Annotated in this window: 14 protein-coding genes; 9 read left to right on the top strand and 5 right to left on the bottom strand. The window is 67.2% G+C overall.

All coding sequences use genetic code 11. The features are described from left to right. Nucleotides 1-549 precede the first annotated feature (549 nt). A complete protein-coding gene (locus ACP26O_RS08865; RefSeq protein ID WP_006493160.1) occupies nucleotides 550-753 on the bottom strand; it encodes a DUF1289 domain-containing protein in 204 nt (67 codons plus the stop codon). Nucleotides 754-1108: 355 nt separating this feature from the next. On the opposite strand from ACP26O_RS08865, the gene ACP26O_RS08860 reads away from it, so the two are divergent. The 4 genes from ACP26O_RS08860 to ACP26O_RS08845 all read left to right on the top strand — a co-directional run bounded on the left by ACP26O_RS08860 (nucleotide 1109) and on the right by ACP26O_RS08845 (nucleotide 5194). Beyond that, nucleotides 1109-2203: a polyamine ABC transporter substrate-binding protein gene (locus ACP26O_RS08860; protein WP_105788906.1), complete on the top strand. Its 1095-nt coding sequence runs from the start codon at nucleotides 1109-1111 to the stop codon at nucleotides 2201-2203. An 86-nt stretch (nucleotides 2204-2289) separates the two neighbouring features. After that, nucleotides 2290-3450 carry an ABC transporter ATP-binding protein gene (locus tag ACP26O_RS08855; RefSeq protein WP_175666523.1) on the top strand — a complete coding sequence of 387 codons (1161 nt, stop codon included), beginning with the start codon at nucleotides 2290-2292 and terminating at the stop codon, nucleotides 3448-3450. Then, a complete protein-coding gene (locus tag ACP26O_RS08850) occupies nucleotides 3447-4376 on the top strand; it encodes an ABC transporter permease subunit (protein WP_011656955.1) in 930 nt (309 codons plus the stop codon). The genes ACP26O_RS08855 and ACP26O_RS08850 overlap by 4 nt, the downstream gene beginning before the upstream one ends. Further along, complete coding sequence (locus ACP26O_RS08845) at nucleotides 4373-5194, top strand: ABC transporter permease subunit (protein ID WP_175660848.1); 822 nt, start codon at nucleotides 4373-4375, stop codon at nucleotides 5192-5194. Before ACP26O_RS08850 ends, ACP26O_RS08845 begins: the two co-directional genes overlap by 4 nt. 104 nt (nucleotides 5195-5298) lie before the next feature. On the opposite strand, the gene ACP26O_RS08840 is transcribed toward ACP26O_RS08845, so the two are convergent. Genes ACP26O_RS08840 through ACP26O_RS08830 form a run of 3 tightly spaced genes read right to left on the bottom strand, consistent with a single transcriptional unit; the run spans nucleotide 5299 to nucleotide 8761 of the window. Next, entirely contained in the window at nucleotides 5299-6105 is an 807-nt protein-coding gene (locus ACP26O_RS08840) for a sulfite exporter TauE/SafE family protein (protein ID WP_175666524.1), read from the bottom strand. Nucleotides 6106-6123: 18 nt separating this feature from the next. Further along, on the bottom strand, nucleotides 6124-7803 hold the full coding sequence (locus ACP26O_RS08835; RefSeq protein ID WP_175666525.1) for a bifunctional protein tyrosine phosphatase family protein/NAD(P)/FAD-dependent oxidoreductase: 1680 nt from the start codon (nucleotides 7801-7803) through the stop codon (nucleotides 6124-6126). A gap of 28 nt (nucleotides 7804-7831) precedes the next feature. Continuing rightward, nucleotides 7832-8761 (bottom strand): MBL fold metallo-hydrolase, encoded by a 930-nt coding sequence (locus ACP26O_RS08830; RefSeq protein WP_425101608.1) that lies wholly within the window; start codon nucleotides 8759-8761, stop codon nucleotides 7832-7834. A gap of 204 nt (nucleotides 8762-8965) precedes the next feature. Between ACP26O_RS08830 and ACP26O_RS08825 the strand changes: the two genes are divergently transcribed. The 5 genes from ACP26O_RS08825 (at nucleotide 8966) to ACP26O_RS08805 (ending at nucleotide 12584) form a co-directional block, all read left to right on the top strand. After that, nucleotides 8966-10348, top strand: coding sequence for a sigma-54 interaction domain-containing protein (locus tag ACP26O_RS08825; protein WP_175666526.1), 1383 nt, complete (start codon nucleotides 8966-8968; stop codon nucleotides 10346-10348). A 72-nt stretch (nucleotides 10349-10420) separates the two neighbouring features. Further along, a complete protein-coding gene (locus ACP26O_RS08820) occupies nucleotides 10421-10948 on the top strand; it encodes a M949_RS01915 family surface polysaccharide biosynthesis protein (RefSeq protein WP_175666527.1) in 528 nt (175 codons plus the stop codon). 160 nt (nucleotides 10949-11108) lie between these two features. Further along, complete coding sequence (locus ACP26O_RS08815; RefSeq protein WP_165751461.1) at nucleotides 11109-11669, top strand: DUF2975 domain-containing protein; 561 nt, start codon at nucleotides 11109-11111, stop codon at nucleotides 11667-11669. An 8-nt stretch (nucleotides 11670-11677) separates the two neighbouring features. Next, nucleotides 11678-11902, top strand: a complete 225-nt coding sequence (locus tag ACP26O_RS08810; protein ID WP_011656947.1) for a helix-turn-helix domain-containing protein — start codon at nucleotides 11678-11680, stop codon at nucleotides 11900-11902. Nucleotides 11903-12005: 103 nt separating this feature from the next. Further along, entirely contained in the window at nucleotides 12006-12584 is a 579-nt protein-coding gene (locus tag ACP26O_RS08805) for a hypothetical protein (protein WP_244103705.1), read from the top strand. 57 nt (nucleotides 12585-12641) lie between these two features. Here ACP26O_RS08805 and ACP26O_RS08800 read toward each other — a convergent pair whose 3' ends face one another. Further along, a complete protein-coding gene (locus ACP26O_RS08800; protein WP_175666529.1) occupies nucleotides 12642-13673 on the bottom strand; it encodes a MerR family transcriptional regulator in 1032 nt (343 codons plus the stop codon). Between the last annotated feature and the right edge of the window lie 41 nt (nucleotides 13674-13714).

The raw sequence follows: 13714 nt of genomic DNA, 5'->3' as shown, positions 1-13714 counted from the left end.
CGAAGGTAATTCGGTGATCCGGTTTTTCGATGGGTGGAAGATAAATCGCTCGCCATAATTTCCGGGGAGCGGATGGAATTTATCAATTAGATTTAATAATTGAAATCGTACTTGTACAGATTTTTGCGACTATTTCAGTGGAATTTATGGCATTTAATCGAGAAAATAATCCGATTTATCGATGGAAACTGGTGTTTCGATCGTTACGAATGTCAGATGTAATATTTTTCAGCTTCGATAAGGAACGAGCGGATTGGATTCAATCTGAGCGGACAATATCGAAAAAAAACGGGTGCGCGGGCATGCCGGTTGGCAATGGACGATCGTGACGAAGCACGCGCGACGTCATTGCGCCGATGGCGCTTGCCGGCAGCGGGAAGTCGGAACGGAAACGGAGCGGTCCCCTCGATCGCGACGGAGCGAGTGCGGTGGTGAGGCGGGGGGGGAGAGAAGTGCGGCTGGGTCAGGCCCGCCGGCGGCCGGCCCATGATCGGTCCAGCGGCGCCCGGGGCGGGCGCATCGCGTCGGCATGCGCCGACGCGGGACGGCTTACAGCTTGTCGTACTGGAAGCGCATCGCGGTGCCTTCGCGCGTGATGCGCTCCCACACGGCCCGCTTTTCGTCGTCGCTCAGGAACACCCAGTTCGATACCTCGGCGGCCGTGCGGCCGCAGCCCTTGCAGACTTCGTCGAAGAGGGTCGAGCAGACGCCGATGCAGGGGCTGTCAGGCAGGTCGTGGAGATTGGAGGCCATCGGAAGGTTTTGCGCCGTGAAATCGTCAGGGCATCATTTTAATGCATGGAGGCCGGGCGGCCGGCCGGATGCCGACGCGCCGCCGGTGCGCACGCGGTTTTGCCACCGCTTTCTTTTCCTGATGGACAGGCGTCGATTAACCGATAGAATTCCCCGGGAACGCCCCGCCGTGCGGGCCGCCCGGGCGGCTTGCGACAGCAATCTGTTCCGTTTGCGCGACACGGGCATGATTTTTTTGTGACGGCGCGCGAATAATGGTAGCGTTCGGGGTTTTCGAGGGGTGGCGTGCCGCAATGCGCCGCCATGACGAGGCAGACGGCAGCCGGACACACGGTCCGGCCGGAGGGAGAACGGGATGAAAGCAAAGGTAGTGGGCCGGTTCGCAGCGCTCGCGCTGTGCGTGGGTGCGTCGGCCGCAGCGGCGAAGGATACGCAGCTCAATATCTATAACTGGTCGGACTACATTGCGAAGGACACGATCCCGAACTTCGAGAAACAGACGGGCGTCAAGGTTCGCTACGACAACTACGACAGCGACGACACGCTGCAGGCGAAGCTGCTGACGGGCAGCTCGGGCTACGACATCGTCGTGCCGACCAGCAACTACGCGGGCAAGCAGATCGCGGCCGGCATCTTCACGCCGCTCGACAAGTCGAAGCTGCCGAACCTCAAGCACCTCGATCCGCAACTGATGGCGCTCGTCGCCGGCGCCGATCCGGGCAACAAGTACACGGTGCCCTGGGCCTACGGCACGACCGGTCTCGCCTACAACCTGACGAAGGCGCAGCAGGCGCTCGGCAAGGTCCCGCTCGACAACTGGGACATCCTGTTCAAGCCGGAAAACCTCTCGAAGCTGAAGACCTGCGGCGTGTCGGTGCTCGACGCGCCGGATCAGATGTTCGCGGCGGCGCTGCACTACATCGGCAAGGATCCGATGAGCACGAACCCGGCCGACTACAAGGCCGCGATGGAAGTGCTGAAGAAGATCCGCCCGTACATCACGCAGTTCAACTCGTCGGGCTACATCAACGACCTGGTCGGCGGCGACATCTGCTTCGCGTACGGCTGGTCGGGCGACGTCGTGATCGCGAAGCATCGCGCGCTCGAAGCGAAGAAGCCGTACAAGGTCGAGTACTACATTCCGAAGGGCGGCGCACCGGTCTGGTTCGACGTGATGGCGATCCCGAAGGACGCGAAGAACAAGGACGCCGCGCTGCAGTGGATCAACTACATCGAGGATCCGAAGGTGCACGCGGCGATCACGAACGCCGTGTACTACCCGAGCGCGAACGCCGAGGCCCGCAAGTACGTGCGGCCGGACGTCGCGAACGACCCGGCCGTCTACCCGCCGGCCGACGTCGTGAAGACACTGTTCCTGCTCAAGCCGCTGCCGCCTGAAATCCAGCGTCTGCAGACGCGTCTGTGGACCGAGCTGAAATCGGGCCGCTGACGCGAGCCGAAGTGAGCCAGCAGTCATGAAGCCCCTGGTGCCCCCGGGGGCTTTGTTCGTCAAACGCAGGAGAGAAGCAGCACATCATGAATAGCCAGTCGGGTGCGCCGGTTGCGGGCGCGCCGTCCTTCGTTCCTTCGTCCGGCGCGACTACGCGCGCCGAGACCTTTGTCCAGATCGTCGACGCCGTCAAGAAATTCGGCGAGACCGAAGTGGTGCGCAACGTGAACCTGACGGTGCGCCAGGGCGAGCTGTTCGCGCTGCTCGGCAGCTCGGGTTCCGGCAAGTCGACGCTGCTGCGGATGCTCGCGGGCCTCGAGACGGTCACCTCGGGCAAGATCCTGATCGACGGCGAGGACCTCGCGCAGATGCCGCCGTACAAGCGGCCCGTGAACATGATGTTCCAGTCGTATGCGCTGTTCCCGCACATGTCGGTCGAAGCGAACGTCGCCTACGGCCTGAAGCAGGAAGGCACGCCGAAGGCGGAGCTGAAGGAGCGCGTCGCCGCGGCGCTCGAGCTCGTGCAGATGAGCAAGTACGCGAAGCGCAAGCCGCACCAGCTGTCGGGCGGCCAGCAGCAGCGCGTCGCGCTTGCGCGTTCGCTCGTCAAGCGCCCGAAGGTGCTGCTGCTCGACGAGCCGATGTCGGCGCTCGACAAGCAGATCCGCCAGCGCACGCAGATCGAGCTCGTCAACATCCTGAAGAAGGTCGGCGTCACCTGCATCATGGTCACGCACGACCAGGAAGAGGCGATGACGATGGCGAACCGGCTCGCGGTGATGAGCGAAGGGCAGATCGTGCAGATCGGCTCGCCGAACGAAGTCTACGAATATCCGAACAGCCGCTTCTCGGCCGAGTTCATCGGCTCGACGAACCTGTTCGACGGCGTCACGGTCGAGGACGAACCCGACTACGTGTACATCGAATCCCCGGAGCTGCCGAGCCGGCTGTACGTGAGCCACGGGATCACGGGCCCGCTCGGGATGCCGGTCACGGTGTCGGTGCGCCCCGAGCGGATCGCGCTCACGCGCAAGCCGCCCGAAGGCGCGTTCAACTGGGCGCGCGGCAGGATCACCACCGTCGCGTACATGGGCGGCTATTCGCTGTATCACGTGAAGCTCGACGCGGGCAAGACGGTGATCGCGAACGTGTCGAGCCTCGCGATCACCGAGCTCGACACGCCGTCGCTCGGCGACGAGATCTACGTGCGCTGGAGCGCGACCGCAGGCGTGGTGCTGACGTCATGAACGCGTTCAAGTCCCTGCTCGCATGGCCGGTGCGGCGCTTCAACCTGACCGGCGGCTCGGCGGTCGTCGCGGGGCCGTATACATGGCTCGTGCTGTTCTTCCTCGTGCCGTTCGTGCTGGTCGTGAAGATCAGCTTCGCGGAGCTGCAGCTCGGCATCCCGCCGTACACGGAGCTCGCGTCGTACACGGACGGCGTGGTGCACATCGCGCTGAACCTGTCGCACTACGCGTTCCTGCTCACCGACAGCCTGTATTTCGCGACCTACGTGAATTCGGTGGTGGTCGCCGCGATCACGACCGTGCTGTGCCTGCTGATCGGCTATCCGATGGCGTACTACATCGCGCGCTCGAACCCGGCGACCCGCAACCTGCTGATGATGGGCGTGATGCTGCCGTTCTGGACGTCGTTCCTGATCCGCGTGTATGCATGGATCGGGATCCTGAAGAACAACGGGCTGCTGAACAACTTCCTGATGTGGATCGGCCTGACCCATACGCCGATCGAGCTGTACCGCACGAACTACGCGGTGTACATCGGGATGGTGTATTCGTACCTGCCGTTCCTCGTGATGCCGCTGTACGCGCACCTCGTGAAGATGGACCTGCGCCTGCTCGAAGCCGCGTACGACCTGGGCGCCAGGCCGTGGCGGGCGTTCGTGCAGATCACGCTGCCGCTGTCGAGGAACGGGATCATCGCGGGCTGCCTGCTGGTGTTCATTCCGGCGGTCGGCGAGTACGTGATTCCGGAGCTGCTCGGCGGCGCGAACACGCTGATGATCGGTCGCGTGATGTGGAATGAGTTCTTCAACAACGCAGACTGGCCGATGGCGTCGGCCGTGACCTGCGCGATGGTGCTGCTGCTGCTCGTGCCGATGGCGATGTTCCAGCACTTCCAGGCGAAGGAGCAGGAGGGCCGCCGTCGATGAAGCCGAATCGCTACCTGCAGTTCGCGGCGCTGTTTGCCGGCTTCGCGTTCCTGTACATCCCGATCATCAGCCTGATCGTCTATTCGTTCAACGAGTCGAAGCTCGTCACCGTGTGGTCGGGCTTCTCGCTGCGCTGGTACGCGGCGCTCGTGGACGACGACGAGCTGCTGACGGCCGCGTGGCTGTCGCTGAAGATCGGCGTGCTGACCGCGTTCGCATCGGTGTTCATCGGCACGTGGGCCGGCTTCGTGCTCGCGCGGATGGGCCGCTTTCGCGGCTTCGCGCTGTTCAGCGGGATGATCAACGCGCCGCTCGTGATTCCCGAGGTGATCCAGGGCATCTCGCTGCTGCTGCTGTTCATCGAGCTGGCGAAGTGGATCGGCTGGCCGGCCGAGCGCGGCGTGTTCACGATCTGGCTCGGCCACGTGATGCTGTGCATCTCGTACGTCGCGATCATCGTGCAGTCGCGCGTGCGCGAGCTCAATCCGTCGCTCGAGGAAGCCGCGCTCGATCTGGGCGCGACGCCGCTGAAGGTGTTCTTCACGATCACGCTGCCGCTGATCTCGCAGGCGCTGATCGCGGGCTGGCTGCTGGCGTTTACGCTGTCGATCGACGACCTCGTGCTGTCGGCGTTCCTGTCGGGCCCCGGTTCGACGACGCTGCCGCTCGTCGTGTTCTCGCGCGTGCGCCTCGGCCTGAACCCGGAGATGAACGCGCTCGCGACGCTGTTCATCGTCGCGGTGACGGCCGGCGTCGTGATCGCGAACTTCGTGATGCTGCGCCAGGAACGCAAGCGGATGGCCGCGTTCGCCGTCTGACGTTCTCACGCACAGGTTGCGCACGCAACGAACAACGCCCGGTGCCGACGACGAGTCGGGCCGGGCGTTTTGTTTTGGGGTGCGCGCCGCGTGCGGCTCGCGGCTTAGGCGCTGAACGCCGCCTTCGCCAGCAGCCCGCACGCCACGCAGACGAGCACGGCCGCGAAGCCGGCCTGCACGTGCCGCGCGGACAGGTGCCGGGACGCGCTGCGGCCGATGGCCATCCCGAGCGCGGTCGCGACCGTGAACCACAGCATCATGTCGAGCGGCGCGCGCGTGCCCGACACGAGCGTCGCGAACACGCCGCCGGTGCCGACCAGCGCGATCACCATCAGCGACGTCGCGACCACGCCGTGCATCGACACGTTCGTGAACTTGCGCAGCATCGGCACGATCACGAAGCCGCCGCCGACACCCAGCAGCCCCGTCATCAGTCCCGTCACCGCGCCGGTCGACGCGAGCGCGACGCCGACCGGCCAGGACCACACGAGCCGGCCCGTATCGGGATTCACGCGACCGACGCACAGCGGCGATTCGGCCGTGTCGCCGGGCGCGTTGCGCAGCGCCTGCCGTAGCAGGCGGCCCGCGACGACCAGCATCGTCAGCGCGAACAGCGCCAGCAGCACGCGCTGCGGCAGCACGTGCGCGAGCCGCACGCCGAGCGTCGTGAGCGGCACGCCGGCCACGGCCATCAGCAGCGCCGCGCGATAGCGCACGAGCCCGCGGCGAAACCCTTCGAGCGCGCCGAGCGCGGCACTGCCCGCGACCGCGACGAGGGCGACGGGCGTAGCTTGCTGCATCGGCCAGCCCATCCCGGCGACGAGTGCGGGCACCGCGAGAATGCCGCCGCCCGCGCCGGTGAGGCCGAGCACGGCGCCGACGAAGCCGCCGAGTACGAGGGAGATCAGCATGATGTCAGCGGGTTCCGGTCAACGGGCGATCGCGGGCTTCGCGAGCCATTCGCGGCCCTTGAGCATCGCTTTCCAGTAGAGCGGCGGCAGCACCCGCTCCTTGAGCAGCCACGCGAGCCGCGACGGGCGCTTGCCGTCGATCAGCCACGCGGGGAAGGTCGGCGCGACCTTGCCGCCGTACAGGAATTCGGCGAGCACGATCTTGCCGCGCTCGACGGTGAGCGGGCACGATCCGTAGCCGTCGTACGCGGCGTTGCCGTGCGCGCGGCCCAGCGACGCGAGCAGGTTGTGCGCGACGACGGGCGCCTGCTTGCGTGCGGCCGCGGCGGTTTTCGCGTTGGTCGTGTTGGTGACGTCGCCGAGCGCGAAGATGTCCGCGAACCGCCGGTGCCGCAGCGTCGCCGGATCGACGTCCACCCAGCCGGCCGCGTCGGCGAGCGGGCTCGCGCGCACGAAATCGGGCGCCTTCTGCGGCGGCACGACGTGGATCATGTCGAACGCGCGCTCGACGGTTTCCGTGCCGCCGTCGGGCAGCGCGCGCGTGAACGTCGCGCGCCGCGCCGGCCCGTCGATCGCGACGAGGTTGTGGCCGAACGACAGCGCGATGTCATAGCGCTTCACATACTCCATCAGCGCGGGCACGTAGTCGGCGACGCCGAACAGCGCGCCGCCCGCATTCAGGAACTCGACGTTCGCGGCGTCGAGGCGCCCCGTGCGCCGCCAGTGATCGCACGACAGGTACATCGCCTTTTGCGGTGCGCCCGCGCACTTGATCGGCATCGGCGGCTGGGTGAACAGCGCATTGCCGCCGCGGAACGCCTGCACCAGTTCCCACGTGTACGGCGCGAGATCGTAGCGATAGTTCGACGTGACGCCGTTGCGGCCGAGGGTTTGCGCGAGGCCGTCGATCGCGTGCCAGTCGAGCTTGAGCCCCGGGCACACGACCAGCCTGCGGTAGCCGATGCGCCGGCAGCCATCGAGCACGACCGTGTGCGCGTCGGGTTCGAAGCCGGCGACCGCCGCCTGGATCCATGTCACGCCGCGCGGCAGCAGGTCGGCCATCCGGCGCGCGGTCGTGTCGGGCCGGAACACGCCCGCGCCGACCATCGTCCAGCCCGGCTGGTAGTAGTGGGTATCGGCCGGGTCGATCACCGTGATATCGAGCGACGCGTCGCGCGCAAGCAGGCTCGACGCGACCGCGACGCCGGCCGCGCCCGCGCCGACGATCACGATGTCGTGCCGCGCGTCGACGGCCGGTGCGGCCTGATCGACGCCTGGTGCCACGCGTTGCGCAAGACGCGGCGCGAGCGCGCCGAGGTCGTAGCCGGCCGCGGCGGCGATCGCGACGATGTCGCCGGCCGGGCGTCGGCCTGCCTGCGACAGCGCCCACAGCGTCGCCGAACGCGTGCCGCTGCGGCAGTACGCGAGGACCGGGCCGGCGAGCGTCGCGACGAGCGCGCCGAACTGCGCGGCCTGCTCGTCGGTGACCTTGCCGGTATCGACGGGCAGGTAATGCACGGCGATGCCGAGCGGCGCGGCGGCGGCGCGGATCTCGGCGACGGTCGGCTGGTCGGCGCCTTCGCCGTCCGGACGGTTGCAGACGATCGCGCGGATGCCCGCCGCGTGCAGCGCGGGCAGGTCGGTCGCGGCGATCTGGGGCGAGACCGACAGCAGGTCGGTCAGCGGGCGGATGGTCATGTCGGGGTTCTCCGGTCGGGGCGGCGGCTCAGATCGCGTCGAGCGGGATCTTCAGGTAGCGCACGCCGTTGTTTTCGGGCTCGGGCAGGTGGCCGGCGCGCATGTTGACCTGCACCGACGGCAGCATCAGCACCGGCATGTCGAGCGTCGCGTCACGCGCGGTGCGCATCGCGACGAAATCGTCTTCGGTCACGCCGTCCTTCACGTGCACGTTCGCGCGGCGCTGCTCGGCGACCGTCGTCACGAACTGCACGTCGCGGCCACCCGGCTGGTAGTCGTGGCACAGGTACAGGCGCGTGTCGGGCGGCAGGCCCAGCACCCGTGCGATCGAGCGGTACAGCGTGCGTGCGTCGCCGCCGGGGAAGTCGCAGCGGGCGGTGCCGTAGTCGGGCATGAACAGCGTGTCGCCGACGAATGCCGCGCGCTGCGTCGCGTCGTCGACGCAGTACGTCAGGCAGGCGGGCGTATGGCCCGGCGTATGCAGCGCGCGGATCGTCAGCGCGCCGAGCGCGAGCGTGTCGCCGTCGTCGAGCAGGCGATCGAACTGGCTGCCGTCCTGCGCGAAGCCGGGGCCGGCGTTGAACAGCGTGCCGAACACGTGCTGCACGCGGCGCACGTGCGAGCCGATCGCGATCCGGCCGCCGACATGCGCCTTCAGGTACGGCGCGGCCGACAGGTGGTCGGCGTGCACGTGCGTTTCCAGCAGCCAGTGCACGGTCGCGCCGAGTTCGGCGACGCGGGCGATCAGCCGGTCGGCGCTCGCGGTGCGTGTGCGTCCGGACTTCGGGTCGTAGTCGAGCACGCTGTCGATCAGCGCGCACGCGCGGCTCTCGGTATCGAGCAGCAGATAGCTGACGGTGTGGGTCGCCGGGTCGAAAAAGCCTTCGACCGACAGCAGGGGGGCATGGCTCACGGGATGTCCTCGATCGGGTTCTGCATAGGCAATCGGCAATCCCATGTTCAAGAAGCGTGCCAATCCGCGTCACGAGGCTGGGCGATCCGGCAGGTACTTGATTCGGTTCGGATTTTCGTTGCGATGGGGACGCGTCGCGGTCACGACCGGCGAATGGCCGCCCGCGCGGACTGCCATGTCTGGCAGTGTCGTGGCAGAATTGGCAGTCGGCCTGGCAGTTCGCTCGGCCATTCGTTCTCCAGCCTCCCCATGAATCCGCACGACACTATTCCGATCGTTCCCGCGCAGTCGCCCGCCGTGATGCCCGACGTGCGCGCGCTCGTCGCGTATCTGGAACAGGATCCGCAGCCGATGATCGTCCTCGATCCCGACTACCGCATCCTCGCGGCGAACGATGCGTACCGGCGCCAGTTCGGCGTGGCGGGCGTCGAGCACGTCGGCCGGCACTGCTTCCAGGTCTCGCATCACTACGACGTGCCGTGCGACCAGGCCGGCGAGCATTGCCCGATGAAGCAGGCGCTCGAGTCGCGCAGCCTGAACCGCGTGCTGCACATTCACCATACGCCGCGCGGCCCCGAGCACGTCGACGTGGAGTTGCGGCCGATCTTCGACGCGCGCGGCGACGTGATCGCGTACGTCGAGCGGCTGACGACGGTGCGCAGCGCGTCCGCGCAGCCCAGCGCGGAAGGGCTCGTCGGTGGCGCCGACGCGTTCAATGCGGCGCTCGGCGCGCTGCAGCGCGTCGCGCCGTCGATGCTGCCCGTGCTGCTGCTCGGTGAATCGGGTACCGGCAAGGAACTGTTCGCGCGAGCGCTGCACGAGGCGAGCGCCCGTGCGATGGGGCCGTTCGTGGTCGTCGATTGTTCGGGCATCGCCGAGACGCTGTTCGAGAGCGAGCTGTTCGGTTACGAGAAGGGCGCGTTTACCGGCGCGAACCAGCGCAAGCCGGGCCTCGTCGAGACCGCGCAGGGCGGCACGCTGTTTCTCGATGAAATCGGCGACGTGCCGCTGCCGATGCAGGTGAAGCTGCTGCGGCTGATCGAGTCGGGGACGTTCCGGCGCGTCGGTGGCGTGGAGGCGCTGCGCGCCGATTTCCGGCTCGTCGCGGCCACGCACAAGCCGCTGCGCGAGATGATCGACGACGGCCGGTTCCGGCAGGATCTCTATTACCGGATCAACGCGTTTCCGATTCCGCTGCCGGCGCTGCGCGAACGGCAGGGCGACGTCGCGTTGCTGGCCGAATCGATCCTGCGCCGCATCGCGAACGCGCGCGGCAACGCGGGCGACGCGAGTGCGCGGCCGTTCATGCTGACCGAGCGCGCCCGCGCGTGTCTCGATGCGTATGCATGGCCCGGCAACATCCGCGAGCTGCGCAACGTGCTCGAACGCGCATGCCTGTTCGCGGACGACGGCACGATCCGCGTCGAGCACCTGCCGGCCGAACTCGTCGCGGCGGCAGCGGCGCCGCAGGAGCGTGACGCGGATGCGCGCGGCCTGTCGGACGCGGAGCTCGTGCGCATCGCGCGCACGTTCGACGGCACGCGCAAGGCGCTGGCCGAGCACGTCGGGATGAGCGAACGAACGCTGTACCGGCGGATGAAGGCGCTCGGCCTCGGCTCGCGCGAGCGCTGAACGGGGGCGCGACGCTGGTGGCGGCGCGCGGCTTTGTCGATAATGGCGCGTTCGATTCCACTGCCATCGCCGATGAAAAGACCTTTCCTTTCGCGTTGCCTGTTGCTTGCAGCCGCCGCGCTGGCCAATTCGGCCCGGGCCGCCGACTACACGTGGACCGATGCGGCCGGCGCGCATGCGGTGACGCTGGCCCGAACCACGTCCGGCGACGACGTCGAGCTCAAGGTGTCGGCGACGCTCGACGGCCGGCCCGACTGGACCGTGCGCGACTACGTGAAGGCGTGTCCGGTCGACGTGATCCTTGACGTCGTGCCCGCATCGATCGAGATGCGCGACCTGCTCGGCAACGGCCGCAAGCAGTTCCTGTTCGCCTACAGGATCGGCTGCCGCGGCGACGTCAGCGCCGACCAGGTCAAGTACTTCCTGATCGACGCCGGCACGAAATACGTGTTGCGCGGCGAGGAAACCGTCACGGTCAAGGGCAAGGTCGTGGACGGCGGCGCGGCGCCAGTGCCGAATGCGGACCTGAAGGCCCAGCCCGTATTCCTGCGCTACATGACGAAGCACTGGCGCGCGATCAGCATGCGCGACTACGACTAGGGGGCCGGCCCCGGCCGTTGCGCGCGATACAGGCGGGCGGTCGACACCAGCTGAGCATGCTGAACAATAAAAAATCACAATTGAACAACAATTAATTATCGTTTTACGATAATTATCGACGTACAATCGACGCTCGTTCATTCGACGTCGAGGACTTCTCATGCATTCCGATCGCATCGCCCGTATCAGCCAGCAGATGGCCACCGTCACGCTGGGGTTCATCGTCGGCATGCTGGTGCTCAACGCCGCGTGCTGGGCGTTTCCGTCACTGAACGGGGCCTCCGGGCCCGGCCTCGTGTTCGGCCTCACCGATTCGGTGATCTCGAACCTGCGCGTGGATGTCGCCGCCTTCCCGTGGTGGCAGAAGGCCGTCGGCATCCTGCTGTCGAGCGTGCCGCTGATTGCGCTCGCGAACGGCCTGCGTCATCTGCGCGCGTTGTTTCGCACCTACGCGCGCCGCGACTATTTCTCCGTGCAGGCGGCCGGCCACCTCGGCAAGACGGGGCGTGCGATTGGCCTGTGGGTGCTGCTGAGCCTGCTGTGCGAACCGCTGCTGAGCATGTGGGCGACGCTGCGCGAACCGGTCGGCCATCGCGTGGTCAGCATCGGCTTCAGCCTGCCGTACGTGGTCGCGCTGTTCACCGCGGCGTGCATCGCGGTCATCGCGCACATCCTCCGGCAGGCGAGCGAGCTCGACGCCGAGCATCGGCAATTCGTCTGAGGCGCGCGATGACGATCGTAGTCAGACTCGATGTGATGCTCGCGACCCGCAAGGTCCGCTCGAAGGATCTCGCGGCGGCCGTCGGCATCACCGAACAGAATCTGTCGCTGCTCAAGCAAGGGAAGGTCAAGGGCATCCGCTTCGCGACGCTCGAAGCCATCTGCCGCTATCTCGACTGCCAGCCCGGCGACCTGCTCGCGTTCAGCGATGACGGTGTCGGCGAGCCGGACTGACACATCGCCGCCGCGACGTGTCGAGACGGCGGGGTGCCGTCGGCCGCGCATCGTCGCGCTGGCCGTCGCAGTCTCCGTATCGATTCACCTGCTCGGATGGTTCGTGCTGCAACAGGCATCGACGGCTACCGGCCTGAAAGGCGGGGCGCCGCCCCGGATCGCGCTGCGTGTCGAGCTGATCCCCGCGCAGCCCACGCCCGCGGAGCGCACGCGTGACGCCGGGCGAACCGGCCCGATCGCGGGTGAGGGCGGCGTCGAGAGCGCCGTGCGATCGACGAAACGATCCGCCGCGGTTGCAACGTCGCGCATGACGATGCGGTCGACTTCGGAGGTGGCGGGCGTTCCGCATCGGCCACGCGAGACACCTGCCGGCGCAATCGCAAACCGATTTGAAAATCATCCCGAGACCGCATCAGGCCCCGACCTCGACTGGCGCCGCGATCTGGATGCAATCGGCTCGCGGCATGCGGCGGCGCGCAGTCCGGCGCAGGCGGCCGTCGGTGCATTGGGTGCGTCGTCCGGCGGCTCGGCTGCGAGCCGCGACACCGTCGACGCGAAGCTGGCCGACGGCATGTCGGACGCCCGTCGCGCCGACTGCCGGCACGCCTATTCGGGCGCGGGCCTGCTCGCATTGCCGATGCTCGCACTGGATGCGGTTCGCGACACCGGCTGCAAATGGTGAAACGGGCGGCATGCGGGAAACCCGCCTGCCGCCCGCACCTTCATGCGCTCAACACGCTCAGCGCGCTGGCACAAGCTGCGCCATCGCGTCGCGCACGAAACCGAGCAGCGTGTCGTCGGTCCACGAATCCTTCGTCAGCGCCGGCTCGTTCATCAGCGCATGGCGAAATTTCGCGTGCGTGGCCGGATCGTGGCCCGCGTAGCTGCAGAACAGATCGAGCCAGCGCTGCGCGAGCGCGCGGCCTTGCGGCGAATCGGGCGTCGCGCCCGCGTCGATCGCGTCGCGCACGTCGGCCATCAGTTGCGGCCATTCCAGCGCGCGTTCGCCGTAGTGCGCGCGCATGAAGCGGATCTCGTCCGGCGCGAGATACTTCTCGAAAATGCGCATTTTCGACTCCGCCGTCGCGCGCAGCACATAGTCGCGCAGCGCGGTCGAAATGCCGATCTTCGACTGCATCGCCGGTTCCCGTTCGTGCATCAGGTTCAGCTTGGCGAGCAGCCGCGGGTCGTTGTTCGTGTCGCGCACGAGCAGCGCCATCCAGCGCGCGGCGAGCGCACGCACGCGCTCGTCCTCGGGCGGCACGCCCGCGTCGTGCAGCGCACGGACCTCGCCGATGAGCGAAATCCATTCCGCGTCGCCCGCCTGGCTCTTCTGGTACATCGGCATGCGCGCGAGTTCTTCCTCGGAGAAATATTTGTCGTACACGGTCATCAACTCCAGTGTGGTGAGCCAATCGGCCAGTTCCGGCTCGGTGCCCGCCGCGAGCTGCGCGTGCAGGCTCACGAGCCGCTCGCGTAGCTGCGCGGTCTGCGCGAGCTGACGGTCGAGCAGCGCGATCTGCTTCGAGATGAGATCGACGAGCGGGGTGGTGCCGGGCTGGTTCAGGTGATCGCCGATTTCGGCGAGCGACAGTCCGAAGCGACGCAACGCCTGGATCTGGTGGAGCCGGGCGATGTCGTGGCGGTCGTACAGCCGGTAGCCGTTGTCGGCGCGCGCCGACGGCGTCAGCAGACCGATTGCGTGATAGTGATGAAGCGTGCGGACGGTCAGCCCGCTGCGTTTCGCCAGTTCTCCCACTTTCAGTCGCATTCGTTCCTCCGTTCGGTGCGCACACTGGAGTCTCGAACGTT

Source organism: Burkholderia sp. R-40 (assembly GCF_049942845.1).
Classification (GTDB): domain Bacteria; phylum Pseudomonadota; class Gammaproteobacteria; order Burkholderiales; family Burkholderiaceae; genus Burkholderia; species Burkholderia ambifaria.
This window is presented reverse-complemented; position numbering and strand designations above follow the sequence as displayed.

Excerpts from the sequence above, each read along its gene's own strand:
- ACP26O_RS08865 (WP_006493160.1), bottom strand. The coding sequence starts at position 753 with ATGGCCTCCAATCTCCACGACCTGCCTGACAGCCCCTGCATCGGCGTC.
- ACP26O_RS08860 (WP_105788906.1), top strand. The coding sequence starts at position 1,109 with ATGAAAGCAAAGGTAGTGGGCCGGTTCGCAGCGCTCGCGCTGTGCGTG.
- ACP26O_RS08855 (WP_175666523.1), top strand. The coding sequence starts at position 2,290 with ATGAATAGCCAGTCGGGTGCGCCGGTTGCGGGCGCGCCGTCCTTCGTT.
- ACP26O_RS08850 (WP_011656955.1), top strand. The coding sequence starts at position 3,447 with ATGAACGCGTTCAAGTCCCTGCTCGCATGGCCGGTGCGGCGCTTCAAC.
- ACP26O_RS08845 (WP_175660848.1), top strand. The coding sequence starts at position 4,373 with ATGAAGCCGAATCGCTACCTGCAGTTCGCGGCGCTGTTTGCCGGCTTC.
- ACP26O_RS08840 (WP_175666524.1), bottom strand. The coding sequence starts at position 6,105 with ATGCTGATCTCCCTCGTACTCGGCGGCTTCGTCGGCGCCGTGCTCGGC.
- ACP26O_RS08835 (WP_175666525.1), bottom strand. The coding sequence starts at position 7,803 with ATGACCATCCGCCCGCTGACCGACCTGCTGTCGGTCTCGCCCCAGATC.
- ACP26O_RS08830 (WP_425101608.1), bottom strand. The coding sequence starts at position 8,761 with ATGGGATTGCCGATTGCCTATGCAGAACCCGATCGAGGACATCCCGTG.
- ACP26O_RS08825 (WP_175666526.1), top strand. The coding sequence starts at position 8,966 with ATGAATCCGCACGACACTATTCCGATCGTTCCCGCGCAGTCGCCCGCC.
- ACP26O_RS08820 (WP_175666527.1), top strand. The coding sequence starts at position 10,421 with ATGAAAAGACCTTTCCTTTCGCGTTGCCTGTTGCTTGCAGCCGCCGCG.
- ACP26O_RS08815 (WP_165751461.1), top strand. The coding sequence starts at position 11,109 with ATGCATTCCGATCGCATCGCCCGTATCAGCCAGCAGATGGCCACCGTC.
- ACP26O_RS08810 (WP_011656947.1), top strand. The coding sequence starts at position 11,678 with ATGACGATCGTAGTCAGACTCGATGTGATGCTCGCGACCCGCAAGGTC.
- ACP26O_RS08800 (WP_175666529.1), bottom strand. The coding sequence starts at position 13,673 with ATGCGACTGAAAGTGGGAGAACTGGCGAAACGCAGCGGGCTGACCGTC.